The sequence below is a fragment of the Streptomyces sp. CNB091 genome, assembly GCF_000377965.1.
The window spans coordinates 572,112-595,171 of record NZ_KB898990.1 but is presented as its reverse complement, the minus strand read 5'-3'; the positions used below and the strand labels follow the sequence as shown (position 1 = coordinate 595,171).

The window sequence follows — 23,060 nt, the reverse complement described above, 5'->3', positions numbered from 1 at the left end:
GCCGGACCCGCCACTGCCCGGACGGCAGTCGCACGCGGGCCCGGGCGTCAGGCTGCCCAGCCGGTCGAGGGCGGAGGGGCCGTTCGCCGGCGGCAGGGAGCCTCAGGGCTCCAGCAACGGCAGTCCGGCCGTACGCCACAGGTCGCGGAACCCGTGCTCCACCCCGGGTCCTTCCGCCGTCGTACGCCAGACCCGAACCGTCGCCCCGCTCCCGGCGGGCCCGTCGAGGGGCGCCCAGCCCGGGTCTCCATGGGCGGCGAACCCGGCCCAGGCGCGGGTCATGCGCCGGGAGAGCTCCTCGTCGGCCGGGCCGCCGACGAGGAAGTGGACGCTCTCCTCGTGGAGGTTCCCGAAGGCGAACGGAATGTCCGCGCAGTGCCAGGCGCGCACCCGCCGCCCCGCGCGGTCCCGGCGGCGGTCGTAGCGGGCGAGGAAGGCCCGGCCGCCCGCCAGGGCGTGGGCCTCGGCCAGGCGGGTGCTGTACTCGGCGAACAGGAGGGCGGAGCAGAGGGTCAGGTAGACATCGAGAACCGGCGCGTCCGGCAGGAGCTTTCGGTGACCCTCGACGAGCGACGCCGGAAGCCCGAAGTCTGCTGCGAAGACGGCCAGTCGCTCCTTAGATGTGACCTTCGCGCTGCTGCCGACCGCGTCCAGGAGCCAGTACTCCTCCGTGGTGTGGCAGACCAGCAGCTCCACCGCGCCGCCCGCTCCGGCCGCCAGTGCCTCCAGCGGGTCGGCGGTCAGGAGGACGCCGTCGGCGACCGGGCCGAAGATCGCCGGGTCGTAGTGGCGCCGCCCCGAGCCGGGGTCCTGTGCGTACCGTTCGCAGACCCGGTCCGTCGCGGCCACGAGGGCCTCGGGCGGGGCGGAGAGCAGCCCGGCGCGCGTGGCGGGCACCCCGGCCGCCGCGGCGACCTCGGCGGTGGTGCGGGCCGCCTGCTCCACCGTGGCGCAGGCGTTGACGGCGCTGTGCAGGACGGCGCGGCGGAAGAGGCCGCGCGCCCGGTCGGCCACCGTGAGACAGGCCACGGAGGTGGCGCCCGACGACTGCCCGGCCAGGGTGACCCGGTCGGGCGAGCCGCCGAACCCCGAAGGCGGCGCACTCCCTCACGCCGTCCCAGGGTTCCGCCGGCTGCGGCTCCCGGAACCGGCGGGCACCGAAGGGCGGTGCCGCGTAAGGGAGTCCGCGCACGGCGACGATGGTGTGGTCCCGGGCGGCGCGTCGCCCCCGTACCCTCCCGGACTTCGTCGTGAAGACGTCCACGGCTCCCGCTCCCCCGTCGCTGCCTCGTCCGGCGCTCGGCGCGGCCGGGCCAGCATGCCGGACCCCCGGCACCACCACCACCGGATTGCTCCTGGCCCGGTCGCCCGGTCTCCCAGCCGCCTGTGTACGCCTCTGCCCGTGTACGCCACGGCCCGCGTACGCCGCTGCCCGCGTAGGCATCGGCCCGACCGCGGCGGCTCCGCCCGCGTGTGCGCCTGTCCGCCTGTCCGCCTATCCGGCGATCAGTTCGCGCACGGTGGCCATGTCGCTGAACGGCAGCAGTTCGCCCCGGACGCTCTGGTGCGGTTCGCTGCCCTTGCCCGCGATGAGCACGACGTCGGCCGGCCCTGCCTCCGCGAGCGCCGCGGCGATGGCCAGGCGGCGGTCGGTGATGCGCTCGTACGGCGTTCCGGTCGACGCGATGCCGGGGGCGATCTCGTCGAGGATGGCCTCGGGGTCCTCGTAGCGGGGATTGTCGGAGGTGAGGAAGCACAGGTCGGAGTGGTCGCCCGCGATGGCGCCCATCTCGGCGCGCTTGGTGGTGTCGCGGTCGCCGCCGCAGCCGAAGACGGTGATGACCCGGCCCCGGGCGAAGCCCCGGATCGTGGTGAGGACCTTGCTGAGGGAGTCCGGCGAGTGAGCGTAGTCCACGATCACCGAGGTGCCACTGGAGGTGTGGAGGCGTTCGAAGCGGCCGGGGATCTGCGGCATCCGCTCCAGCGCGTCGACCAGCCCGGCCAGACCGTGGCCGAGAAGGTGGCAGGCCGCCACGGTGGCCAGCGCGTTGGAGACCGAGAAGCGGCCGGGCGAGGGAATCGCCGCCGGGTACTTGCGGCCGTCGTGGTGCAGCGTGAACCGGGTGCCCGAGGCGTCCACGGCGAGATCGCTCGCGCGGTAGTCCGCGTCGCCGTCCAGCGCGTACGTGGTCACGGCGTCGGGCATCAGCTCCCGGATCCCGGCGCCCACCGGGTCGTCGGCATTGACCACGGCGCGCCGGCACAGCCCCTGGAAGAGGCGGAGCTTGGCGTCCCGGTAGTTCTCCATGGTGCCGTGGTCGTCGAGGTGGTCCTGGGTCAGGTTCGTGAAGACGCCGACGTCGATGAACGTACGGTCCAGCCGGTGCGTCAGCAGCCCCATCGAGGTGGCCTCCAGGACGACGCTGCCGGTGGCGCGGTCACGCATGTGCCCCAGCAGATACTGCAGATCGGGCGATTCCGGGGTGGTGAGCACGGAGGGGGGCATCGGGATGGGCTCGTCCCCGATGCGGCTGCCCGCGGTGCCGATCACCCCGACCCGGGTCCCCTCGGCGATCCGCAGCACCGATTCGGTCATGTACGAGACGGAGGTCTTGCCGTTGGTGCCGGTGATGGCGATCAGGTCCATCGCCCGGCCCGGTTCGCCGAAGTAGCGGGAGGCGAGGACCGCCGCGGCCCTGCGCACATCGGGGACGCGTACGGCGCACACGTCGCCCAGTGCCGCGGGCAGCGGCGGCGCCTGTTCGTCGACGAGTACGGCGACAGCTCCGCGGGCGACGGCCGGGGCGACTGCCTCCGGGCCGCCGGCGGTGTGGCCGGGCACCGCGGCGTAGACGGAGCCGGGGGTGACCCGGTCCGCGTCGAACGTCGCTCCGGCGGTGACGTCCGTGCGGGCAGGGGTTCCCCGCAGCACGTGGTGGTCCTGCCCGGCCATGAGGTCGCTCAGCTTCACGATGATCCCTTCGAGTGCGGCGCCGTCCGGCTGGTGCGGCCGTCGCCGGGAAGCGGCACGGGCGGGTGCGCCGTGGGCCGCGTGGTGCTGTGGAGCCGCTCGTGACTCTCGCGTCCGGCGAGCGCCGGAGGCGACGGTGAGCTCCGGCGCTCAGCGGGCCGGAGTGGTGGTGTGCTGGTGCGGTGGTGTGCTGGTGTGGGTGAGAAGGCGGGCCGGGGCGGTTACGCCGGGGCCGGGGGCGCCGGACGCTGCTGTCGGGAACCGCCGCGTGGACCGCTAGCCGTGGCCGTGCAGTGCGGTACGGCCCGTTCCGGGCGCCGCGTCCGCGGGCACCGGGGGCACAGCCGCGCGGGTGGCGGCCGGGGGCAGCGCGGAGGCGGCCCGGTGCGGGCGGGTCCTCGGTTCGGCGCTGCGTCCCATGGGCCGAGTGTACGTGCGGTGGGAAGTGCCCCGGCCCGCCGCCGAACGCTCCGTCGGCCGGGAACGGCGTGGGTCGGGCCCCGAGTGCGGCCCGACCCCCGGATGCGCGGCGAACGGGCACGACCTGCGTACGGGCCGGTCCGCGAGGCCCGCCCCCGGCCCCGGAATCCGATCTTCCCTTTGCGGCCGGAGCGGGACCGGAGTGGAATTGCGTACAGGGGACAGTGGTATTCGGTACTCCCCCGAGGAAAGGACGCGCCATGAGCGACACCGACTGGGGGGACGACGTCTACCAGCCCCAGGAACCCGAGGCCTCCGACCCCGACGAACAGCTCGACGCCGGGGACACGCTCATGGATCCGTCCGGCACCGGCGACCCGCTGGACGAGGGCTACGCTCCGCCGGACCGCCCCTGGGTCGTCGACGGCCTCGGCACCACGGCCAACGAGCGGCACACCGGCGAGTCCCTCGAAGCGCGGCTGACCAGGGAAGTGCCCGAGCCGGACGGTTCCGCCGGCGACGGCGTGGGCGATCTGGTGGACGGCGACGGCGAGCCGTGGGACGACGAGGTCGGCGTCGCCCGCGCGGGACGGCTGACCCAGCAGGCGGACGGAAGCGTCCCGGCCGCCCTCACCGCCAGCGACGTGGGCATCGACGGGGCGGCGGCGTCGGCCGAGGAGGCCGCGATGCACGTGATCCCCGAGCCGGGGGACGACGACGCGCTCCTGGAGGCCGGTCCGGCGCCCGGAACCGGCCCCTCCGCCGGTGGCGGGGCCGCCTCGCCCTCGCCGTGAGCGGGCCGTCGGCGAGAGCCCGCCCCGAACGCGGCTGCCCCAGGCCCGTGCTCCCCTGCCCCGAGCACACCACGCACTGGAGCACGGAGCGGAACACGGACTGGACACCTCGCGGATCGCGGTCACCGGCGATTCGGTCGGCGGCTGCGACCGCCGACCGTCCACCACCGGCGATCCACCGCCGCCCGTACACCGTCGTAGTGGAGTGCGCGCATGCCCGACGCCGTCCCCGGTCCCGTCTCCGTCCAGCCCGTCGTGGCGCCGTTGACCAGCGCGGCGCTGCTCCTGGTCGGCACGATCGAGCCGGGCGGCGAGAGCGCGGTGCTGGACGTGCTGCCGGATCTCGCGGCCGCCGCCCGGTCGCTCGGCTTCCGCTACCCGGACGCCGGTCTCGCCTGTGTCGCGGGCTTCGGCTCCAGCGCCTGGGACCGGCTGTTCGCCGGGCCGCGCCCGGCTCACCCGGCTCACCTCCACCCGTTCCCCGAGCTGCGAGGCCCTCTCCACGGCGGTCACCGGCTCCCTCTTCTTCGCCCCCGCGCCGACTTCCTCGACGCTCCGCCGCCCCCGCCCGTCCTGACCCGCGCCGGGGCCCGGCCGGAACCGGTGCCCGCACCCGTCCGGCAGGAGCCTGTCACGGCCGGGGCGGACCACGGTTCGCTGCGCATCGGCAGCCTGCAAGAAAGCGCCCAGTGATGAACAATCCGCATCGCGAACTAGCGCCGGTCACCCCGTCCGCCTGGGACGAGATCGAGGAGGAGGCCCGGCGCACCTTCCGCCGCCATGTCGCCGGCCGCCGCGTCGTCGACGTGTCCGATCCGGCAGGTCCGACACTGGCCGCCGTCGGCGACGGCCATCTGAACGACATCGATCCGCCCGCCCCGGACGTGGCGGCCCGGGCCCGGACATCGATGCCGGTCATCGAGTGGCGGGTGCCGTTCACGGTGACCCGCCAGGCCGTGGACGACGTGGAGCGCGGCTCCGCCGACAGCGATTGGCAGCCCGTCAAGGACGCGGCACGCACCTGCGCGTTCGCCGAGGACATGGCGATCATCGACGGGTACGGGGCGGCCGGGATCACCGGCCTGCGGGACGGCTCCTCCCATGATCCCCTCCCGCTGCCCGCCGACGCGCGGGACTATCCGGTGGCGGTCAGCCAGGCCGTGACGCGGCTGCGGCTGGCCGGTGTGGACGGACCGTACCGGCTGCTGCTCGGTGCGGACGCGTTCACCGAGGCCGCCGAGACCTCCGACCACGGGTATCCGGTCAAGACGCACCTGAGCCGCCTGGTGGACGGCGAGATCCTGTGGGCGCCCGCGGTCAAGGGCGGGGTGCTCCTGTCCACCCGGGGCGGAGACTTCGAGCTCTGCCTCGGCCAGGACCTGTCGATCGGCTACGCGGACCACGACGCCACGAGCATCCACCTCTACTTCCAGCAGGCCTTCACCTTCCGGATGCTGACACCGGAGGCCGTGGTCGGTCTGATCGCCTGATTCCCGGGGGCGCTCACCGGCGCGTGTCCGGGCGACCGAGCGCCCCCGTTCCGCCGAAGACCTGGGGGCAGCCATCAGGGACTCTGGCCGTATGACGCAGACGACTCCCGCGCACCACGAGGGCGGCACGGCACCGCCGGCCGCCCGCTTCGACACCGTAGTCCGGGCGGCCGTCGGGCAGGGGCTGCTCGGCGAGGGCGGCCCGGTCGCCGGATTCATCGACACGGAGGGCGTGCGCGCCTCCGTCGGCGACCTGCACGACGCCTTCGCCGCCACGCCCGAGGTGCTGCACACCTTCGCGGCCAAGGCCTGCTCCCTCGTGCCGGTGCTGCGGCTGCTCGCCGACTGCGGCATGGGGTGCGAGGTGGCGAGCCCCGGTGAACTGCGGCTGGCCGTGGAGGCCGGGTTCGCCGCGTCCCGTGTCGTCCTGGACTCCCCCGCCAAGACCCGCGAGGAGATCCGGCTGGCGCTCGCCCTCGGCGTCGCCGTCAACGCCGACAGCCTCGACGAACTGCGCCGCGTCGACGCGCTGCGCGACCCGGGCACCGCCTCGGTCCTCGGACTGCGGGTCAACCCTCAGGTGGGCGGTGGCTCCATCGGGCCGATGAGCACGGCGACCGACACCTCGAAGTTCGGGGTCGCGCTGCGCGACCCGGGGGCCCGCGAGGCCATCGTGGGGGCCTTCCGGGAGCGACCGTGGCTGACCCGGCTGCACGCCCACGTGGGCTCCCAGGGCTGCCCGTTGGAGCTGATCGCGGACGGGGTGGCACGGACGTACGAGCTGGCCGAGGAGATCAACGCGACGCTGGGCGTCCGACAGGTCACCAGCCTGGACATCGGCGGCGGCCTGCCGGTCAATTTCGCCGACGAGACCGTACGCCCCCGCTACGCGGACTACGTGGCGGCGCTGACGGCGGCAGCCCCCGGCCTCTTCTCCGGCCGCTACTCCCTGGTCACGGAGTTCGGCCGCTCGCTGCTGGCGAAGAACGGGTTCATCGGGGCCCGGGTGGAGTACACGAAGGACGCCGGGGGCCGCCGCATCGCGCTCACCCACGCGGGAGCGCAGACCGCCACCCGTACCGTCCTCATGCCCGACGCCTGGCCGTTGCGCATCGGGGCGTTCGGCCCGGACGGCACGCCCAAGAGCGGCCCGCCGCTGGCGCAGGACATCGCGGGGCCGTGCTGCTTCGCGGGGGACGTGGTGGCGTACGGCCGGGAGCTGCCGGTCCTGGCCGAGGACGATGTCGTCGTGCTGTACGACACGGGGGCGTACTACTTCTCCACCCCGTGGGCGTACAACAGCCTGCCCCGTCCCGCGGTGTACGGCTTCCGGGCGGGGGCGGGGCTGACGGACGGTTCGGGCCACGACGGACAGGTGACGTTCGTGACGGTGCGGGACGCGCAGTCGCTGGACGACATCGCGGCGGAGAGCGGTCTCGCGCACGCGGACGCGCTGATCGAACGGGGCGGTTGAACGGGCGGGGCGAGGGAACGGGCGGGGCCGGTACAGCCGAGGCCGGCCGGCCGGGACGGAACGGCCGACCGGCCAGCGGTCACGTCCCGCCGGTCACGTCCCGGCGGGCTGCGGCTCGGGCTCCGGATCCGGCACGGGATCCGGGCCAGGCGCGGGCGGCTGAGGGATCGGGTCCGGCGCGGGTCCGGGCGGCACCGGCCCGGGCCCCGGAGGCACGGGCGGCGGGCCGGGTACCGGAGTGGGCGGGCCCGGTACAGGCGGAGGGGTCGGCGAAGGCGGTACGGGGTCGGGGTACGGGTGGGTCATCGCGATCCTCCACAACGGCACGAAATGGACAGATGGAGCTTTTCTCCACCGTCTCCCGGAGCGGCTGCCCGCGCCTGGCGAGTCCACACCTGCGACCGGCGACAGCGGCGCGAGCCGGTGTGTGCCGGACCGTCCGGAGTGGGCAGGACTCCGGCAAGCTGCCCGGACCTGGCTGGATCCGTCCGGATCCGCGACCGGTGCCGTCGATGCGAAAGGTGTCCCTCATGCCTCTGCCGAGCGTTCTCGCCGTCCACGCCCATCCGGACGACGAGTCCCTGTTCTGTGGCGGCGTCCTCGCTCAGCACGCGGCCGACGGCGCCCGGACCGCGGTGGTCACAGCCACCTGGGCCGAGGGCACGCACCGGGCCGCCGAGCTCGCCGAGGCCCTCGACGCCCTGGGCGCGGGCGCCCCACGACTGCTCGGCTACGCGGACGCCCGCGTGCCGGAGTCGGCCCCTGGCCGGCCCCGGTTCCTCGACGTGCCGCTGGACGAGGCCGTGGAGGCCGTCGTCGGCCACATCCGTGACGTCCGGCCGGAGATCGTGATCACGGCGGACGCCTACGGAGGCATGACCGGCCATCCGGACCACGTACACGCCCACCGGGTCACCGCGCTGGCGGTCCGGGCCGCCGGCCTCCCCCGCTTCTGTCCGGGGTCCGGTGATCCCTGGCAGCCGAGCGCCCTCTACCTCGCCACGCACCCCCGCTCGGCCGCTGTTCCGGTGGGCGGGCGGCTGGCCCGGCCGGGAACCCCGGCCGACGCCCTGTACTGCTCGGAGGACGCGTGGATCACCACGACCGTCGACGTCGGCCCCTGGCTTCCGCGGAAACTGGCCGCGATCCTCGCGCACCGCAGCGAAGTGGACCGCGGAGCGGCACCCGGCCGGATCGCCTCTCTCCCCGCGGCTGTTCAGCGCGAGGTGCTGGGGACCGAGTGGTACATCCGCCGGGACCTCGCACCCAGGAACGGATCGGCCACGACGCTTACCGCGTGACGGGAAGCGTGCGGGGGGACGGCGGCCGGAGGACCGCTCCGAACGCCGCCCGCCACACCCGCACGGGTCTCAGGTCTCAGAACAGTTCGGGATGGTTCCTGAGCTGCCGCTCCGCCTCCTGGACGAGCTCGGCCGGGGCTTCGGGCGCCTCGTCGGGGTGACGCTGTGCCCACTTCGCCGCGTACGGGCAGAGCGGAACGACGGGAACGCCCTCGCGGGCGGCCATGACGTAGAACTCCCGGACCAGCGCCCCCGCGACGCCCTTGCCCTCGTGCTCGGGCCGGACGACGGTGTGTACCGCCACCAGCGCGCCGGGAGCCGGGTCCATGACGAAGTACGCGATGGTCCCGGCCGGCTTGCCGTCCTCGTACGCCACGAGACTGCCGTGCTCCCGGTCGTCCCTGATCTCCACAGCTGCCTTCTCGGCCATGACTCCTGCTTTCTCGTTCGTGACCCTGTACGTCGCTCGCCCCGGAAACCCGGACGGCGACCTCAGCCGCCCGCGACGACGGCCTGCGGGCTCCGCTCCGTACGGGTCCCGGGAACCGGCGCCGAAGCGTCGGCTCCGAGCGCCACGATCCGGTTCTCCGCGTCCACGTGCACGACCCGTGGCACGAGGGCACGGGCCTCGGCATCGTCGACCTGTGCGTAGCTGATCAGGATGACCAGGTCACCGGGGTGCACGAGGTGTGCGGCCGCGCCGTTGATCCCGATGACGCCGGAGCCGCGCTCGCCCTCGATGACGTAGGTCTCCAGGCGGGCGCCGTTGTCGATGTCAACGATATGGACCAGCTCACCGGGGAGCAGGTCGGCGGCCTCCATCAGGGCGGCGTCGATCGTCACGGAACCGACGTAGTGCAGATCGGCCTGGGTGACGGTGGCACGGTGGATCTTGGACTTGAACAGAGTGCGCAGCATTCGGGACTCCTCCGAGACGGCTCCCTGCCTGCTTTGTGCAGGTCAAGGGCGGTCTCGACTGTACACCGGGACACGCCGAACGATGTCTGTGAAGAACATCGCTCCGATCAGTCGAAATGGCTTCCCACCTGGGCTTCCCCTTCGCTCAGACGTCTGTTGGGACAATCGCCCCGGAACGCGACGTCGAGGAGTACCGCGCCCTCGTCCACGCGAGCCGCCACGTCCGCCCCCGCCTCACCTTCGACAAGGGCTGGGGCGGCCCCGTCTCCGTGCACGCCGACGGATCGGTCCTCGCCCTGCCTCTCCTGCCGGGACAGGACGAGGAACCGAGCACCGTCGCTGTTCGAGTGACCTCTCCGATGCCCGACGGGAGCTGGTCGAGCCAGTTCTGACCGCATGCCGAGGCCGCGGGCCGGACATCGGCAGGCCGCCGAATCATGACTTGCGAAGCCTGCTGGACGCGGTCCTCCACGTGAACCGGACAGGGATCCCGTGGCGCTATCTGCCGCACGACTACCCGCACTGGAACACCGTCTACGCCTACTTCGCCCGCCGGCAGGAAGAAGGGCGTACTCGACCGGCTCAACAGCCTCCTCCGGCGACGGGTCCGCAGGAAGGAAGGCCGGGACGACGATCCAACCGCCTGCGTCAACGCTCTTCAACGAACCACCGGCGTCCCGTCGAGTGTCTCGCGCAGCAGGACCGCTTCCTGGTCGAGGTGATGGAGCAGCGCTTGGAGAGCGGGGGTGCGTGTCCGGCGGGCTGCTTCGGTGGTGCCCACCGTACGCCCCACCGAAGGGAGTTCGACCGGGAGCGCGGCGAGGTGCTCGTCCTCGCGCAGGACCAGTTCGGGCAGGAGCGCCACCATGTCCGTCTGGAGCAGCAGCGCCCGCATGGTGAGGATGGACGTGCACTCGACGCGGTCCGCGGGCGGTGTGAGGCCCCGGTCGACGAAGACGGCGCCGAGTTCCTGGCGCAGGGCGGTCTGCTCGACGGGCAGGATCCAGGGGTATCCGAGAGTGTCCGCGAGTGTGACGTCCACGGTGTCGAGGAGCGGGTGGCCCGAGCGGACGGCGAGCCGGATCGGCTCCCGGTAGAGCTTCCGTTGGCGCAGCCCATCCCCTTCCGTGGGGGTCGATCCCACCCGTCCCACGATGACGTCCAGTTCGCCTGCCAGCAGTGCCGGGTGGAGGACGTCCGGGGTCCCCTCCCGGACGACGACGGTGAGCCGGGGCCGTTCCCGTTTGAGCGCTGCGACCGCCCGGGGCAGGAGCACATTGGCTCCGGCCAGCAGGGTGCCCACGGTCACGGTGCCGTCCAGTCCCTGGCGGAGTCCTGTGAGGTGGTCCCCGGCCCGGCGAATCTCGGCGACCACGGCGCGGGCGTGCGCCGTCAGGGCTTCGCCGTAGACGGTGGGCCGCATCCCGCGCGGTACACGGACGAAGAGCGGCAGGTCCGCGATGGCCTCCAGTTCGTGGAGCGTGCGGGTCGCGGCCGGCTGGGTGAGGTGCAGCGATTCCGCGGCCCGTACGACGCTCCCGTGCTCGTACACCGCGATGAGCAGGATCAGGTGCCGGAACTTCAACCGGCCGTCCAGGAGGTCCATCGCAGCCGGCTCCTTCCGGGTATGGAGGGCTGCTCCACCTTGCCATACCAGGATTGTTATGTCTGACGCGCCGATTGGCATTGGATCGGCATAGCTGGGTGGGTGCACTATACCGGCACACCCGGGGGCGACTTTCGGACATGCCCCGGCTGGATGACGGAGGTCCACAGCGTGAGTTCACCCGTACGGCACTACGTAGGAGGCGGGTTCGACGCGTCCGGCGTTACGCTCCCCCTCGTCGATCCGGTCACCGGGCGTGTTGCCGGCGAGGTACCGCAGGCGTCCCGGGAGGTGATCGACCGGGCGGTTCGTGCGGCCCGAGAGGCACTGCGCGGGCCGTGGGCTGTATGGAGCCCGACCGAGCGGTCGAGGTTGCTGCACCGGATCGCCGATGGGATCGAGCGGCGCTTCGAGGAGTTCGTCGCGGCCGAGTGCGCCGACACCGGCAAGCCGCGCACGTTGGCGTCGACGGTCGACATCCCCCGGGCCGTGGCCAACTTTCGCTCCTACGCGGGGCTCCTGACCGGGCGCGGCGAACGGTCCTGGCACACCGCCACCCCGGACGGCCGGGGCGCGCTGAACTACACCGTCCACAAGCCGCTCGGCGTCGTCGCGGTGATCTCGCCGTGGAACCTGCCGCTGCTCCTGCTCAGCTGGAAGGTCGCGCCCGCCCTCGCGACCGGCAACACGGTGGTGGCCAAACCGTCCGAACTCACCCCCGGCACGGCCTGTCTGCTGGCCGAGGTGCTGGCCGAGGCGGAGGTTCCGCCCGGAGTCTTCAACCTCGTGCACGGCCCGGGCGCGGACGCGGCCGGCCAGTGGCTCACCGAGCACCCCGGGGTGGACGCCGTCGCCTTCACGGGCGAGTCGCGCACCGGATCGATGATCATGCGGGCGGCTGCGGAGCGGTTGGCGCCGGTCTCCTTCGAACTGGGCGGCAAGAACGCCGGACTCGTCTTCGCCGACGCGGATCTTGAGCAGGCGGTCGCCGGCACTCTCCGTTCCGCCTTCACCCACAGCGGGCAGGTCTGTCTGTGCACCGAGCGGTTGTACGTGCAACGGCCCGTCTTCGACGCGTTCGCCGCCGCGCTCGCCACAGGGGCGAAGGAACTTTCCGGCTACGGCCCGATGGTCTCCGCCGCCCACCGGGACAAGGTGCTGGGCCTCCTGGAGAGGGCCGCCGCCGACGGGGAGGTCCTGGCGGGCGGCGGGGTACCGCGCTTCGGGGACGAGCGGGACGGCGGCTTCTGGGTGGAACCCACCGTGCTGGCCGGACTACCGGAGGACCACCCGGCGGTACGGGACGAGATCTTCGGCCCGGTCGTACACCTCGCGCCGTTCGACACCGAGGACGAGGCGTTGACCCTCGCCAACGCCGGCCCGTACGGACTGGCCGCCACGGTGTGGACCGGTGACGTGAGCCGCGCCCACCGCGTCGCCCCCGCCCTGGAGGTCGGCACCGCCTGGGTCAACACCTGGAACCTGCGTGACCTCCGTGCACCCTTCGGCGGTGTGAAGGCGTCCGGGATCGGCCGTGAGGGCGGCGACCACTCCCTCGACTTCTTCTCCGAACCGATGAATGTGTGCGTGAAACTGTGAGTACGACGGACTCCACCGCGACCAGGACGGGCGCCCCACGCGACCCGGTGACGGGGGCCGTCGAGCGGCTCGACGAGGCGCATCGCACAGGCGTTCCGTGTGCACCGGTCCGCGACCTGCTGCCGCCCGGTGACCTGGAGGCCGCCTACGCCGTCCAGTCCCTCCTGACCGAACGACGCCTCGCCGGCGGCCGGCGCATCACGGGTTGGAAGATCGGTCTCACCTCGACCGCGGTACAGCGGCAACTCGGCGTTGACACACCGGACTTCGGCACCCTCCTCGACGACACCGCCGTACCGGACGGCGCCGAGATCCCCTGGGGCTCGGTGCTCCAGCCCAGGGCAGAGGCCGAGGTCGCTCTGGTCCTCGAAGGTGACCTCGTACACGATCGGCACACGGTGGCCGACGTGATCCGCGCGACCGCATTCGTGCTGCCCGCCATCGAGGTGGTCGGCAGCCGGATCCGTGACTGGGACATCTCCGCCGTGGACACCATCGCCGACAACGCCTCCAGCGGCGCGTACGTACTGGGCACGCGACCCGTGCTCCTGCGGGAACTCGATCTGCGTTCCGCCGGCATGGTGTTGGAGCGCCGCGGCGAGCCCGTCTCCACCGGTGCGGGTGCCGCCTGCCTCGGCAACCCACTGCACGCGGCCGTCTGGCTGGCGGACACACTCGTCCGGCTCGGCAGTCCGCTGCGGGCCGGGGACACGGTGCTCACCGGCGCGCTCGGTCCCATGGCCGCCGTCGAGCCGGGTGATGTGTTCGAGGCCCGGATCGACGGGCTCGGGTCGGTGCGCGCGGCCTTCGGGCGCGTCGACACGGAAGGGGCGGTCCGATGAACATCACGGCTCTGGCCGAGTCCCTCGACCGTGCGGCACTGGACGCGCGTCCGCTGCCGGGCGGTGCCACCGGACTGGCGGACACCGCCGAGGCGTACGCCGTCCAGGACGCCCTGATCGTGCGGCGGCTGGACCGCGGCGAGCGGCTCACCGGCTTCAAGCTCGGCTTCACCAGCCTCGCCAAGATGCGGCAGATGGGCGTTGCGGATCTGATCCACGGACGGCTGACGGATCGGATGGAGATCCCCGACGGGGGGCGGTACGACATCTCGGGGCTGATCCATCCGCGGGTCGAGCCGGAAGTGGCGTTCCTCCTGGGGAGCACCCTGCGTCCGGGCGCCGATCCGTTGGCGGCCGTCGCGGCCGTGGCGCCCGCGCTGGAGGTCATCGACTCCCGGTACGACGGGTTCCGGTTCTCCCTGCCCGAGGTAATCGCCGACAACACCTCGGCCGCGGCCTACGCCGTGGGGCTCTGGGGAGAACCGGGTGCCGCGAGCGGACTGGGCAACCTGGGTGTCCTGCTGGAACTCGACGGCCGCCCGGTCGAGACCGGTTCCACCGCGGCGATCCTCGGACATCCGCTGCGCGCCCTCGCGGCGGCGGCCCGGCTCGCCGGTTCGCTGGAAGCGGGCACCGTGATCCTCGCCGGTGCGGCGACCGCCGCCGTACCGCTGCCCCCCGGTGCACACGTACGAGCGTCGGTCACGGGACTCGGTGCCGTCCAGTTCACCGCCACCACCGCTCCGACCATCACCGAGGAGGACGCGTGATCGTCCCCGGCGCCGCGCCGCCCCGCGGCCGTTTCCCGCACCTGAGGCGCGCGGGCGACTTCGTCTTCGTCTCCGGCACCAGCTCCCGGCGCCCCGACGGCACCTTCGTCGGGGCGAACGTCGACCCGATGGGCGTGAGTGACCTCGATGTCCGGGCGCAGACCCGGGCCGTGCTCGACAACATCGCGGCGTTGCTCGCCGCGGCCGGCGGCGGCCTCGACGACCTGGTGTCGGTCACCACGTACCTCGTCAGCATGAACGACTTCGGAGGCTACAACGACGTCTACGCCGAGTACTTCGACGAGCACGGGCCGACCCGCACCACCGTCGCCGTCCACCAGTTGCCCCATCCCCACCTCCTGATCGAGATCAGCGGCGTGGCCCACCTCCCCCGGGGCGGCCACCTCCACCAGAGCGAGGAACAGCACCGATGACCATGAGACCGTTCAACCTCCAGTCCTGGATCGAGGAGAACCGGCACCTGCTCAAGCCGCCGGTGGGCAATGTCCAGATCTGGCAGGACGCCGATCTGATGGTGACGGTCGTGGGCGGACCCAACCGGCGCACCGACTTCCACGACGACCCCATCGAGGAGTTCTTCTACCAGCTCAAGGGCGACATGGTGCTCCGCGTCATGGAGGGGGACGGACAGCCTCCGCGCGACATCCACATCCGCGAGGGGGACGTGTTCCTCGCACCGGCGCACCTGCGGCACTCCCCGCAGCGGCCGGAGGAGGACAGCATCGGCCTCGTCGTCGAGTTCGCCCGACCGCAAGGGCACCTCGACGCGTTCGAGTGGTACTGCATGGAGTGCCACCACTTGGTGCACCGCAGCGAGGTCCAGCTCGCCTCGATCGTCGACGACCTGCCTCCGGTGTTCGGCGCCTTCTACGCCGACACGGCCGCGCGCACCTGCCCCCACTGCGCCGCCGTGCACCCGGGCCGGGACTGGCCCGAACGGCTGCGTCCACGCACCCGCCGCGACGAGGAGGCAGGAGCGTGACCGTCGTCGACGTGCACGCCCACGTCTTCCCGGAGATCGGGCGCGCCGAATCCCGACTGCTCACCGGCTCCGACGACGGCCCCTGGCTGCGCACCACGGACGGACCGGGCACCGGAATGATGATGGCCGGTTCGGCCGAGTACCGGCCGGTGAACCGCACCCTGTGGGACCCGGCGGAACGCGTCGCCGACCTGGACCGGCTCGGCGTGGACGTCCAGGTGCTGTCCAGTACCCCCATATTGTTCGGCTACGACCTCGAACCCGAGCGCGCCGTCGAGTGGTGCCGGACGGTCAACGCGCATCTGCTGCGGTACGCCGCGCACGCCCCGGACCGGCTGGCCCCCCTCTGCCAGGTGCCCCTCCAGGACACCGAAGCCGCCTGTGCGATGGTCAGCGACGCCATGGGACAGGGCTTCCGCGGCGTCCACATCGGCAACCACCTCGGCGATCGAGACCTCGACCACGGCGCGCTGGTCGAGTTTCTCGCCCACTGCGCCGAAGAGGACGCGGCCGTCCTGGTCCACCCCTGGGACCTGCCGTCCGGGCCGAGGTTCTCCCGGTACATGCTGGCCTGGCTCGCGGGCATGGCCGGTGAGACCCATCTGACCATCCTCTCGCTGATCCTGTCCGGTGCCTTCGAACGCCTCCCGGCCTCGCTCCGGCTGATGTTCGCCCACGGCGGCGGCAGCTTCCCGTACCTCCTGGGACGGGCCGACAACGCCTGGCGCCGCCGGGACCTCGTACGTGCCGACAGTCCGCATCCGCCCTCGTACTACACCGACCGCTTCTCCGTGGACTCGGCCGTCTTCGACCTCGGCGCGCTACGGCTCCTCGTGGACGTGATGGGAGTGGAGCAGGTGCTGCTCGGCTCCGACCACCCCTTCCCGCTCGGTGAGGAGGAGATCGGCCGGCTCGTGCGGGAGAGCGAACTCTCCCCGGCAGAGCGGACCGCCGTCCTCGGCGGCAACGCCGTCCGCTTCTTCGGTCTGGCCCCGCTGGCGAAGGAGGCCGTCCGATGAAGGCAGCCGTGATCGGATCGGGCAACATCGGCACCGATCTCCTCATCAAGATCATCAGGGGATCGGGGAACGTCACCGCTGCCGCGATGATCGGCATCGACCCGGAGTCGGAAGGGCTCGCACGGGCCCGCCGCCTCTCCGTGCCCACCAGTGCCGGCGGAGTGACCGGGCTCCTGGCCCTCGACGGATTCGACGAGATCGACCTGGTCTTCGACGCCACGTCCGCCGCCGCCCACCACCACAACGCCGCGGCCCTCGCGCCGTACGGCAAGACGATCGTCGACCTGACCCCCGCGGCCATCGGCCCGTACGTCGTACCGTCCGTCAATCTCGACGAGCACCTCGACGCACCCAACGTCAACATGGTCACCTGCGGCGGCCAGGCCACCGTTCCCATCGTCGCCGCCGTATCGGCGGTGGCACCGGTCCACTACGCGGAGATCGTCGCCTCGATCTCCTCCCGGTCGGCCGGCCCGGGCACCCGCGCCAACATCGACGAGTTCACCGAGACCACCTCCCGCGCCCTCGAACAGGTGGGCGGTGCGACTCGTGGCAAGGCGATCATCGTGCTCAACCCCGCCGAACCACCGCTGTTGATGCGCGACACCGTCCACTGCGTCGTCGACGACTGCGACCCCCAGCGGGTGACCGCCTCCATCCACGCGATGGTCGACTCCGTCGCCGCATACGTTCCCGGCTACCGGCTCAAGCAGGAGCCGCAGTTCCGCTCCCTGGCGTCCGACGATCCGCTGACGGCACTCGGGCTCGGCGGGCGGCTCCTCGTCTCCGTCTACCTGGAGGTCGAGGGCGCCGCCCACTACCTCCCGGCCTACGCCGGAAACCTCGACATCATGACCTCCGCCGCGCTGCGCACCGCCGAGCGCCTGGCCGAACGGAGCCGGGCCCGATGACCAAGGTCTACGTCCAGGACGTCACCCTGCGGGACGGCATGCACGCCGTGTCGCACCGCTACACCCTCGAACAGGTCCGGACGATCGCCGCCGCCCTCGAAGCGGCCGGTGTCGACGCCATCGAAGTCGCCCACGGCGACGGCCTGTCCGGCTCGTCCGTCACCTACGGCCCCGGCGCACACACCGACGAGGAGTGGCTGGAAGCCGCGGCCGACGTGCTCGACCGCGCCAGGCTCACCACCCTGCTGCTGCCCGGCATCGGCACCGCCGACGATCTGCGCCGCGCCCACTCCCTCGGCGTCACCTCCGTCCGCGTCGCCACCCACTGCACCGAGGCGGACATCTCCGCCCAGCACATCGGCCTGGCCCGCGAACTGGGCATGGACGTGTCGGGCTTCCTGATGATGTCCCACCTGGCCCCGCCCACCGAACTGGCCGCGCAGGCCCGCCTCATGGAGTCGTACGGCGCGCACTGCGTCTACGTCACCGACTCCGGCGGCCGGTTGACCATGGACGGCGTACGGGACCGGGTCCGCGCCTACCGCGACGCCCTCGATCCGGCCACCGAGATCGGCATCCACGCCCACCACAACCTCGGCCTGGGCGTGGCCAACAGCATCGTGGCCGTGGAAGCGGGGGCGTACCGCGTCGACGCCTCCCTCGCCGGGCAGGGCGCCGGCGCCGGCAACGCGCCCTTGGAGCCGACGGTGGCGGTGTTCGATCTCATGGGCTGGGAACACGGCTGTGCGCTGTTCCCGCTCATGGACGCCGCCGAAGAACTCGTACGGCCGACGCAGGACCGGCCCGTGCGCGTCGACCGGGAGACCCTCACCCTCGGGTACGCCGGGGTGTACTCCAGCTTCCTGCGGCACGCCGAGAACACGGCCCTGCGCCACCGGCTCGACACCCGTGACCTGCTGGTCGAGGCCGGACGGCGGCGGCTGGTCGGCGGGCAGGAGGACCTGCTCACGGACATCGCGCTCGATCTCGCCGGGGACCGCGAAGCCGCCCCTGCCCCCGGGCGCGCGCCCTCACACCACGACGGAGACAACCCATGCTGACCGAACGCGCCGCCACGCTCGACGCCGCCGACCCCCTGGCCCACGTCCGCGCCCGATTCCTCCTCCCCGAAGGCGTCGTCTACCTCGACGGCAACTCCCTGGGCGCACTTCCCGCCGCCGTCCCGGCGGTCGTCGAGGACGCCGTGCACCGTCAGTGGGGCACCGACCTGATCCGTTCCTGGAACGGCAACGGCTGGTGGGAGGCGCCGATCCGGACCGGCGACACACTCGGCCGACTGGTCGGTGCGGCCCCCGGGCAGACGGTTGTCGGGGACTCCACCAGCGTCCAGCTCTTCAACACCCTGCTGGCCGCCGCCCGGATGCGCCCCGGACGCCGACTGCTGCTGACCGATCCCGACCACTTCCCCACCGACCAGTACATCGCCGACTCGGTGGGCCGACTCCTCGGGCTCGACGTCCGCCGGGTGCCGGCCCACGAGGCTGCCGCGGTGCTGGCCGCCGAAGCCGGAAACGTCGCCGTGGCCGCCTACGCCCCGGTGGACTACCGCACCGGCGAGCTGTACGACATGGCCGCGCTCACCGCCGCCGCGCACGCCGCCGGTACCCTGATGCACTGGGACCTGTGCCACGCGGCGGGCGCCCTCGCCGTCGAACTCGACGCCATCGAGGCGGACTTCGCGGTCGGATGCGGCTACAAGTACCTCTCCGGCGGCCCCGGGGCGCCCGCGTTCGCCTACGTCGCCCGGCGGCACCAGCCGGACTTCGACCACCCCCTCACCGGCTGGCACGGACACGCGGAGCCGTTCGCCATGGCGGGTACGTACACCCCTGGGGCGGACATCAGCCGGGCCCGGATCAGCACTCCCCCGCTGTTGTCACTCCTCGCCCTCGAAGCCGCGCTGACGGCCTTCGACGGCGTGGACATGACGGCCGTACGGGCGAAGAACCTCTCCCTGACCGGGTTCTTCCAGGAGTGCGCCGACGAACTCCTCGACGGCCTCGGCTTCACCATGGCGACCCCGCGCGACCCGGCCCGCCGTGGCAGCCAGGTCGCCCTGCGCCACCCGGAGGCGTACCCGCTGGTGGCCGCGCTCACCGCCCGCGGTGTGATCGGCGACATGCGGGCCCCGGACCTGCTCCGGTTCGGATTCAACGCCCTCTACGTCACCCACGCGGACGTCCTGCACGCCGTCCGCGAACTGCTCGCCGTCGTGACCGACGGCGACCACCACAACTCCGAATTCCGGCAGCGCCCCACCGTCACCTGATCGGCCCGCGCGCCCGCCCCCGTGTGTCCCTGGGGCGGGCCCGCGCGCCCGCCCCAGGGGCACACGGCACATCCCGCTCCCTTCCTGCTCCGATTGGACCGTCAGATGCGTCCCCTCCGCAGAAAAGCCGCCCTCGCCGCAGTGGTCGCCGCCGCCACCACGGCCACACTCCTCGCTCCCGGTGTCTCCGGCGCGGGCACCACCAGCGCCACGGCCGCCCCCGCTGTCGACCCCGACATCCTCGACGCGTGCGAGGACCGCCGCCCCGGGCCGGCCGACCCCGGTTCGTACGGCATGCAACTGGACGGCAGCTTCCGGCACCCCGCGCTCACCCCGGTCGACGAGCAGAACGAACACTCCTTCCCGGGCCGCAACGAGAAGTACGACACCCGTGCGTACATCAAGAACATGAAGGTCGAAGCCGCCTACGAGGGGGCCGGCTTCACCCCCGACTACTTCCACACCTGGCAGAACATCGTCGACTTCGACGGCCGCCGCTACCTCTTCCAGTACAGCCGCTCCGACGGCCGCGTCTACGACATCACCGACGTCAAGAAGGTCAAGGTGGTCGAGAGGATGAGCCGCGACGACGTGGGCGGCGACGAGGCCCGGGCGAACGGTGACTGGGCGGCACACGACTACTGGGGCGCGTCCACCATCCAGTGGAACAAGAAGCTGAACGCATACGTCATGGTCCAGAGCTTCGAGAGCAGGCGCCAGATCTCGGAACTCTCCGACCACCCGCCCAAGGACAAGTACAACAATCCGGAGGGCGTCGCGAAACTGCGGGCCAAGCCGGGGCTCAAGGGCTTCAAGGTGTTCCGCCTGGACGGCCCCCGCAAGAAGGACTGGAAGCTGCTGACGACGGTTTCCACCGACTCCACCCAGGCCGACCCCCTGAACACCGACCCGGCCACGGCACAGCAGGGCTCCGGCTCGATCGACGTGCCGCACTGGACCGGCGAGAAGTACATGTTCATCGCCACCGCGCCGAACGACACCTACTCCGGCACCGAGTACCCCACCAATCTGCACTCGGCCGGCTACCAGTCCTGGGACATGTCCGACCCGGCCCGCCCGAAGCTCCTGGACACCTGGCACCTGCCGGGCCAGCGCACAGGCGAGGAGGCCGCGTACCGGAACAACCCGCGCTGCGGGAACCGGACCAGCTGGATGGGCGCCCGGATGCCGCTCTTCCTCCCCAAACCCGTCGAGAAGGGCGGACGGTACGCCTTCGCCGCCATGGGCGGCTACGGCCTGACGGTACTGGACGTCTCGAACCCCTCGAACATGAAGACCGTCAGCCACCTGGACCTGCCGGCCTCCGTCGCGGGCACCGAGGGTGACAACATCGACGTCTCCCAGTACGAGAAGACCGGAATGATCTACTACTCGGGCTACCCGCTCACCGAGGACTGCTACGAGCCCTACAAGGACATCTACCAGATCGACGCACGGGACCCGAAGGAGCCCCGCGTCGTCGGCGTCCTTCCCCGCCCGACCCCGCCGAAGGCCGCCGGCATCAACGACTACTGCCAGCGCCGCGGCAGCTTCGGGCCCAAGCGCACCGGCTACTACACCAACCCGGGCCGGCACACCCCCGGTGTCCTGAGCTACGGCTTCTACAACGCGGGTGTGCAGTTCTTCGACGTCTCCAAGCCCGCGTCGCCGGAGATATCGGCGTACTTCGTCCCGAAGGCGTACGGTCCCGCCACCGCGGACTACGCGTACGGCAACCAGACCCACGGCGTGTACGTGGAGTGGGACCGCAACATCGCGTGGACGCTGACCAACCACGGCATCTACGCGCTGTCCTCGCGGAAGGTCTTGGGCAAGCCGGACCTGAACGCACCGGCGGAGCCGTTCCGCAACAGCGAGTTCTGAGTCGCTGTCCCTCTCCCACCCTCATCACCTTCCAGAAGGGCCCACCGCCATGGCCGCACCCAGCGACTCCGCACCGCTCGCCCCGTCCTCCGAAGCCGACGGCGCCAGACCGTCGGCCGCCGGTGGAGGGCTGGTCCGCTCCCTCACCCACCGGCAGACCACCATGATCGGGCTGGGCTCCGCGCTCGGCACCGGACTCTTCCTCGGCTCCAGCACCGCGATATCCGTGGCCGGCCCCGCCGTGATCGTCGCGTATGCGATCGGCGCGGTCCTGGTCGCCATCATCGCCGTCCTGCTCGGCGAGATGTCCGCCGCCCACCCGGTGCAGGGTTCCTTCGGCACCATCGCGCACCGCTACCTCGGCCCGTGGGCCGGGTTCCTCAGCCGGTACCTGTACTGGTTCAGCGCCGTCGTCGTCATCGGGACGGAGGTCGTCGCTTCCGCGCTCTACATCCGCTGGTGGTGGCCCGAGGTGCCGATGTCGGCGGCGATCCTGGTGATCGCCGCGATCGTCCTCGCGGTCAACATCATCAGTGTGAAGTCCTTCGGCACCACGGAGTTCTGGCTCTCCAGCATCAAGGTGGTCGCGCTCTGCGTGTTCATCCTCTGCGCCGCACTGCTGGTCTTCTTCGGTCTGCCCGACACGGAGGCTTCCGGCTTCGCCAACCTCTCCGACGACGGTGGCTTCATGCCGCACGGCCTGGAATCCATCTGGCTGGCCATGTCCGTGGTGATGTTCGCGTACGCCGGGTTCGAGGTCGTCGCCATCGCCTCCGCGGAAGCGGTCGACCCGCAGCGGACCATCCGTACCGCGATGCGCCAGCTGGCCTGGCGGCTGAGCTTCTTCTACCTTCTCGCCATCACCCTGGTCCTCGCCCTGATCCCGTGGCGCAAGCTGGCGGAGGGTGACGGGAGCGTCGAGGCGAGCCCCTTCGTGCGGGTCTTCTCCGAGGTCGGCGTGCCGGCCGCGGCGACCCTCACCAACGCGGTCGTTCTCATCGCGGCCATGTCGGCCGCCAACGCCCACCTGTACGGCGCGTCCCGGCTGCTGCACTCGCTCGGAGACGACGGCCTGGCCCCGGCGCCGACGGCCAAGCTGAGCAAGCGCGGCGTCCCCGCGATCGCCTTGGCCGTCTCCTCCCTGGGTATCGCCGTCGCCGCCTTGCTGGCCTTCTACGACGTCAGCGGCCTCTTCAACATCATGATGTCGATCGCCATCTTCGCCGTCCTCCTGGTGTGGCTGCTGATCGTCGCCTCGTACATCGCCTTCCGACGCCACCGCAAGGCGAACCCCGAGGAGTTCACCGGATTCAGCGTTCCGGGCGGTGGGAAGCTGGCGGTCGTGGCCGTGGTCGGAGTGCTGGCCGTCGCCGCCACGGCGGTGGAGGTCCCCGACATGCGCCAGGCCGCCGGTATCGGCCTGGCCTTCACCGCGGTGCTCTTCGCTTGCCACGGCCTGCTCACCTTGCGCCGGACACGGCAGAAGTAGGGCCCGCCCAAGGGGCACCACCAGCTGCACGGTTCACGTCTCGCACCTCGCAGGGCGTCGCTGTTCCCCGGCGGCGCCCCGCAGGACGTCCGGGCCGATAACGCGGCCGGATGGAGCCCACGCGGAGGGCCTGGGAAGTGGCCTTCCCCGGTCCCGCGAAGTAGCGGTCCAGCACCAGCTCGACCAGCTGGTCGATCGTGGACGGCACCAGCCCGGCCGCGCGTCGCGCCCAAGGAATGGCGCATTGGCTGGAGGGAGCGGGCGTGGTCACGGTGGGCC

At 72.1% G+C, this 23,060-nt stretch carries 22 protein-coding genes and 2 pseudogenes; 18 read left to right on the top strand and 6 right to left on the bottom strand.

Features of this window, described 5'->3' with window-relative positions; genetic code table 11:
* Positions 1-102: 102 nt before the first annotated feature.
* From D581_RS1000000138475 to D581_RS1000000141185, 3 genes and pseudogenes are all read right to left on the bottom strand, one after another.
* A pseudogene (locus D581_RS1000000138475) lies at positions 103-1,264 on the bottom strand (carboxylesterase family protein).
* 231 nt (positions 1,265-1,495) lie between these two features.
* Positions 1,496-2,971, bottom strand: a complete 1,476-nt coding sequence (locus D581_RS0102500) for a UDP-N-acetylmuramoyl-L-alanyl-D-glutamate--2,6-diaminopimelate ligase (RefSeq protein WP_018955651.1) — start codon at positions 2,969-2,971, stop codon at positions 1,496-1,498.
* A 276-nt stretch (positions 2,972-3,247) separates the two neighbouring features.
* Positions 3,248-3,391, bottom strand: a complete 144-nt coding sequence (locus tag D581_RS1000000141185) for a hypothetical protein (protein WP_158688573.1) — start codon at positions 3,389-3,391, stop codon at positions 3,248-3,250.
* 260 nt (positions 3,392-3,651) lie between these two features.
* On the opposite strand from D581_RS1000000141185, the gene D581_RS0102495 reads away from it, so the two are divergent.
* The 5 genes from D581_RS0102495 to D581_RS0102475 all read left to right on the top strand — a co-directional run bounded on the left by D581_RS0102495 (position 3,652) and on the right by D581_RS0102475 (position 8,450).
* On the top strand, positions 3,652-4,185 hold the full coding sequence (locus D581_RS0102495) for a DUF5709 domain-containing protein (RefSeq protein WP_018955650.1): 534 nt from the start codon (positions 3,652-3,654) through the stop codon (positions 4,183-4,185).
* A 213-nt stretch (positions 4,186-4,398) separates the two neighbouring features.
* Complete coding sequence (locus tag D581_RS0102490; protein WP_018955649.1) at positions 4,399-4,878, top strand: Dyp-type peroxidase domain-containing protein; 480 nt, start codon at positions 4,399-4,401, stop codon at positions 4,876-4,878.
* Positions 4,878-5,675 carry a family 1 encapsulin nanocompartment shell protein gene (locus tag D581_RS0102485; protein ID WP_018955648.1) on the top strand — a complete coding sequence of 266 codons (798 nt, stop codon included), beginning with the start codon at positions 4,878-4,880 and terminating at the stop codon, positions 5,673-5,675. The genes D581_RS0102490 and D581_RS0102485 overlap by 1 nt, the downstream gene beginning before the upstream one ends.
* Positions 5,676-5,766: 91 nt before the next feature.
* Positions 5,767-7,149 (top strand): diaminopimelate decarboxylase, encoded by a 1,383-nt coding sequence (locus tag D581_RS0102480; protein WP_018955647.1) that lies wholly within the window; start codon positions 5,767-5,769, stop codon positions 7,147-7,149.
* Between the two features lie 530 nt (positions 7,150-7,679).
* Positions 7,680-8,450, top strand: coding sequence for a PIG-L deacetylase family protein (locus D581_RS0102475; RefSeq protein ID WP_018955646.1), 771 nt, complete (start codon positions 7,680-7,682; stop codon positions 8,448-8,450).
* 76 nt (positions 8,451-8,526) lie between these two features.
* On the opposite strand, the gene D581_RS0102470 is transcribed toward D581_RS0102475, so the two are convergent.
* Both D581_RS0102470 and panD read right to left on the bottom strand, forming a co-directional pair.
* Positions 8,527-8,880: a GNAT family N-acetyltransferase gene (locus D581_RS0102470; protein WP_018955645.1), complete on the bottom strand. Its 354-nt coding sequence runs from the start codon at positions 8,878-8,880 to the stop codon at positions 8,527-8,529.
* A 62-nt stretch (positions 8,881-8,942) separates the two neighbouring features.
* Positions 8,943-9,368, bottom strand: a complete 426-nt coding sequence (panD, locus tag D581_RS0102465) for an aspartate 1-decarboxylase (RefSeq protein WP_018955644.1) — start codon at positions 9,366-9,368, stop codon at positions 8,943-8,945.
* 116 nt (positions 9,369-9,484) lie between these two features.
* Here panD and D581_RS1000000141840 point away from each other — a divergent pair, with 116 nt between their 5' ends.
* Together D581_RS1000000141840 and D581_RS1000000141835 are read left to right on the top strand one after the other, a co-directional pair.
* Positions 9,485-9,760 carry a hypothetical protein gene (locus D581_RS1000000141840; RefSeq protein WP_018955643.1) on the top strand — a complete coding sequence of 92 codons (276 nt, stop codon included), beginning with the start codon at positions 9,485-9,487 and terminating at the stop codon, positions 9,758-9,760.
* Positions 9,652-10,051: pseudogene (locus D581_RS1000000141835) on the top strand (transposase); the annotation flags it as partial. The gene D581_RS1000000141840 and the pseudogene D581_RS1000000141835, both read left to right, overlap by 109 nt.
* Here the strand turns inward: D581_RS1000000141835 and D581_RS01000000136740 are convergent.
* Entirely contained in the window at positions 10,027-10,974 is a 948-nt protein-coding gene (locus tag D581_RS01000000136740; protein WP_018955642.1) for a LysR substrate-binding domain-containing protein, read from the bottom strand. The pseudogene D581_RS1000000141835 and the gene D581_RS01000000136740 sit on opposite strands and share 25 nt — an antisense overlap.
* Positions 10,975-11,145: 171 nt before the next feature.
* On the opposite strand from D581_RS01000000136740, the gene D581_RS0102450 reads away from it, so the two are divergent.
* From D581_RS0102450 to D581_RS0102400, 11 genes are all read left to right on the top strand, one after another.
* Entirely contained in the window at positions 11,146-12,573 is a 1,428-nt protein-coding gene (locus D581_RS0102450; RefSeq protein ID WP_106434334.1) for a 2-hydroxymuconic semialdehyde dehydrogenase, read from the top strand.
* The gene (locus D581_RS0102445) at positions 12,570-13,415 is read left to right on the top strand and encodes a fumarylacetoacetate hydrolase family protein (protein WP_018955640.1); all 846 of its coding nucleotides are present in this window, start codon (positions 12,570-12,572) and stop codon (positions 13,413-13,415) included. Before D581_RS0102450 ends, D581_RS0102445 begins: the two co-directional genes overlap by 4 nt.
* Positions 13,412-14,185: a fumarylacetoacetate hydrolase family protein gene (locus tag D581_RS0102440; protein ID WP_018955639.1), complete on the top strand. Its 774-nt coding sequence runs from the start codon at positions 13,412-13,414 to the stop codon at positions 14,183-14,185. Before D581_RS0102445 ends, D581_RS0102440 begins: the two co-directional genes overlap by 4 nt.
* Positions 14,182-14,619 (top strand): RidA family protein, encoded by a 438-nt coding sequence (locus D581_RS0102435; protein WP_018955638.1) that lies wholly within the window; start codon positions 14,182-14,184, stop codon positions 14,617-14,619. The genes D581_RS0102440 and D581_RS0102435 overlap by 4 nt, the downstream gene beginning before the upstream one ends.
* A complete protein-coding gene (locus tag D581_RS0102430; protein WP_018955637.1) occupies positions 14,616-15,188 on the top strand; it encodes a 3-hydroxyanthranilate 3,4-dioxygenase in 573 nt (190 codons plus the stop codon). The genes D581_RS0102435 and D581_RS0102430 overlap by 4 nt, the downstream gene beginning before the upstream one ends.
* Positions 15,185-16,207 carry an amidohydrolase family protein gene (locus D581_RS0102425; RefSeq protein ID WP_018955636.1) on the top strand — a complete coding sequence of 341 codons (1,023 nt, stop codon included), beginning with the start codon at positions 15,185-15,187 and terminating at the stop codon, positions 16,205-16,207. Before D581_RS0102430 ends, D581_RS0102425 begins: the two co-directional genes overlap by 4 nt.
* Complete coding sequence (locus D581_RS0102420; protein ID WP_018955635.1) at positions 16,204-17,118, top strand: acetaldehyde dehydrogenase (acetylating); 915 nt, start codon at positions 16,204-16,206, stop codon at positions 17,116-17,118. Before D581_RS0102425 ends, D581_RS0102420 begins: the two co-directional genes overlap by 4 nt.
* The gene (gene dmpG / locus D581_RS0102415; protein WP_018955634.1) at positions 17,115-18,179 is read left to right on the top strand and encodes a 4-hydroxy-2-oxovalerate aldolase; all 1,065 of its coding nucleotides are present in this window, start codon (positions 17,115-17,117) and stop codon (positions 18,177-18,179) included. The genes D581_RS0102420 and dmpG overlap by 4 nt, the downstream gene beginning before the upstream one ends.
* Positions 18,173-19,408 (top strand): kynureninase, encoded by a 1,236-nt coding sequence (kynU, locus tag D581_RS0102410; protein WP_018955633.1) that lies wholly within the window; start codon positions 18,173-18,175, stop codon positions 19,406-19,408. Before dmpG ends, kynU begins: the two co-directional genes overlap by 7 nt.
* A gap of 105 nt (positions 19,409-19,513) precedes the next feature.
* Positions 19,514-21,292 carry a hypothetical protein gene (locus D581_RS0102405; protein WP_026290112.1) on the top strand — a complete coding sequence of 593 codons (1,779 nt, stop codon included), beginning with the start codon at positions 19,514-19,516 and terminating at the stop codon, positions 21,290-21,292.
* A 49-nt stretch (positions 21,293-21,341) separates the two neighbouring features.
* Positions 21,342-22,781 (top strand): amino acid permease, encoded by a 1,440-nt coding sequence (locus D581_RS0102400; protein ID WP_018955631.1) that lies wholly within the window; start codon positions 21,342-21,344, stop codon positions 22,779-22,781.
* The last annotated feature ends 279 nt before the right edge of the window (positions 22,782-23,060 follow it).

What these genes read in the sequence shown, in the direction of transcription:
- D581_RS0102475 (WP_018955646.1), top strand. Translation starts at nt 7,680, where the DNA reads ATGCCTCTGCCGAGCGTTCTCGCCGTCCACGCCCATCCGGACGACGAG.
- D581_RS1000000141185 (WP_158688573.1), bottom strand. Translation starts at nt 3,391, where the DNA reads ATGGGACGCAGCGCCGAACCGAGGACCCGCCCGCACCGGGCCGCCTCC.
- D581_RS0102480 (WP_018955647.1), top strand. Translation starts at nt 5,767, where the DNA reads ATGACGCAGACGACTCCCGCGCACCACGAGGGCGGCACGGCACCGCCG.
- D581_RS0102470 (WP_018955645.1), bottom strand. Translation starts at nt 8,880, where the DNA reads ATGGCCGAGAAGGCAGCTGTGGAGATCAGGGACGACCGGGAGCACGGC.
- D581_RS01000000136740 (WP_018955642.1), bottom strand. Translation starts at nt 10,974, where the DNA reads ATGGACCTCCTGGACGGCCGGTTGAAGTTCCGGCACCTGATCCTGCTC.
- D581_RS0102495 (WP_018955650.1), top strand. Translation starts at nt 3,652, where the DNA reads ATGAGCGACACCGACTGGGGGGACGACGTCTACCAGCCCCAGGAACCC.
- D581_RS1000000141840 (WP_018955643.1), top strand. Translation starts at nt 9,485, where the DNA reads ATGGCTTCCCACCTGGGCTTCCCCTTCGCTCAGACGTCTGTTGGGACA.
- D581_RS0102405 (WP_026290112.1), top strand. Translation starts at nt 19,514, where the DNA reads ATGCGTCCCCTCCGCAGAAAAGCCGCCCTCGCCGCAGTGGTCGCCGCC.
- kynU (WP_018955633.1), top strand. Translation starts at nt 18,173, where the DNA reads ATGCTGACCGAACGCGCCGCCACGCTCGACGCCGCCGACCCCCTGGCC.
- D581_RS0102430 (WP_018955637.1), top strand. Translation starts at nt 14,616, where the DNA reads ATGACCATGAGACCGTTCAACCTCCAGTCCTGGATCGAGGAGAACCGG.
- D581_RS0102420 (WP_018955635.1), top strand. Translation starts at nt 16,204, where the DNA reads ATGAAGGCAGCCGTGATCGGATCGGGCAACATCGGCACCGATCTCCTC.
- dmpG (WP_018955634.1), top strand. Translation starts at nt 17,115, where the DNA reads ATGACCAAGGTCTACGTCCAGGACGTCACCCTGCGGGACGGCATGCAC.
- D581_RS0102400 (WP_018955631.1), top strand. Translation starts at nt 21,342, where the DNA reads ATGGCCGCACCCAGCGACTCCGCACCGCTCGCCCCGTCCTCCGAAGCC.
- panD (WP_018955644.1), bottom strand. Translation starts at nt 9,368, where the DNA reads ATGCTGCGCACTCTGTTCAAGTCCAAGATCCACCGTGCCACCGTCACC.
- D581_RS0102440 (WP_018955639.1), top strand. Translation starts at nt 13,412, where the DNA reads ATGAACATCACGGCTCTGGCCGAGTCCCTCGACCGTGCGGCACTGGAC.
- D581_RS0102485 (WP_018955648.1), top strand. Translation starts at nt 4,878, where the DNA reads ATGAACAATCCGCATCGCGAACTAGCGCCGGTCACCCCGTCCGCCTGG.
- D581_RS0102490 (WP_018955649.1), top strand. Translation starts at nt 4,399, where the DNA reads ATGCCCGACGCCGTCCCCGGTCCCGTCTCCGTCCAGCCCGTCGTGGCG.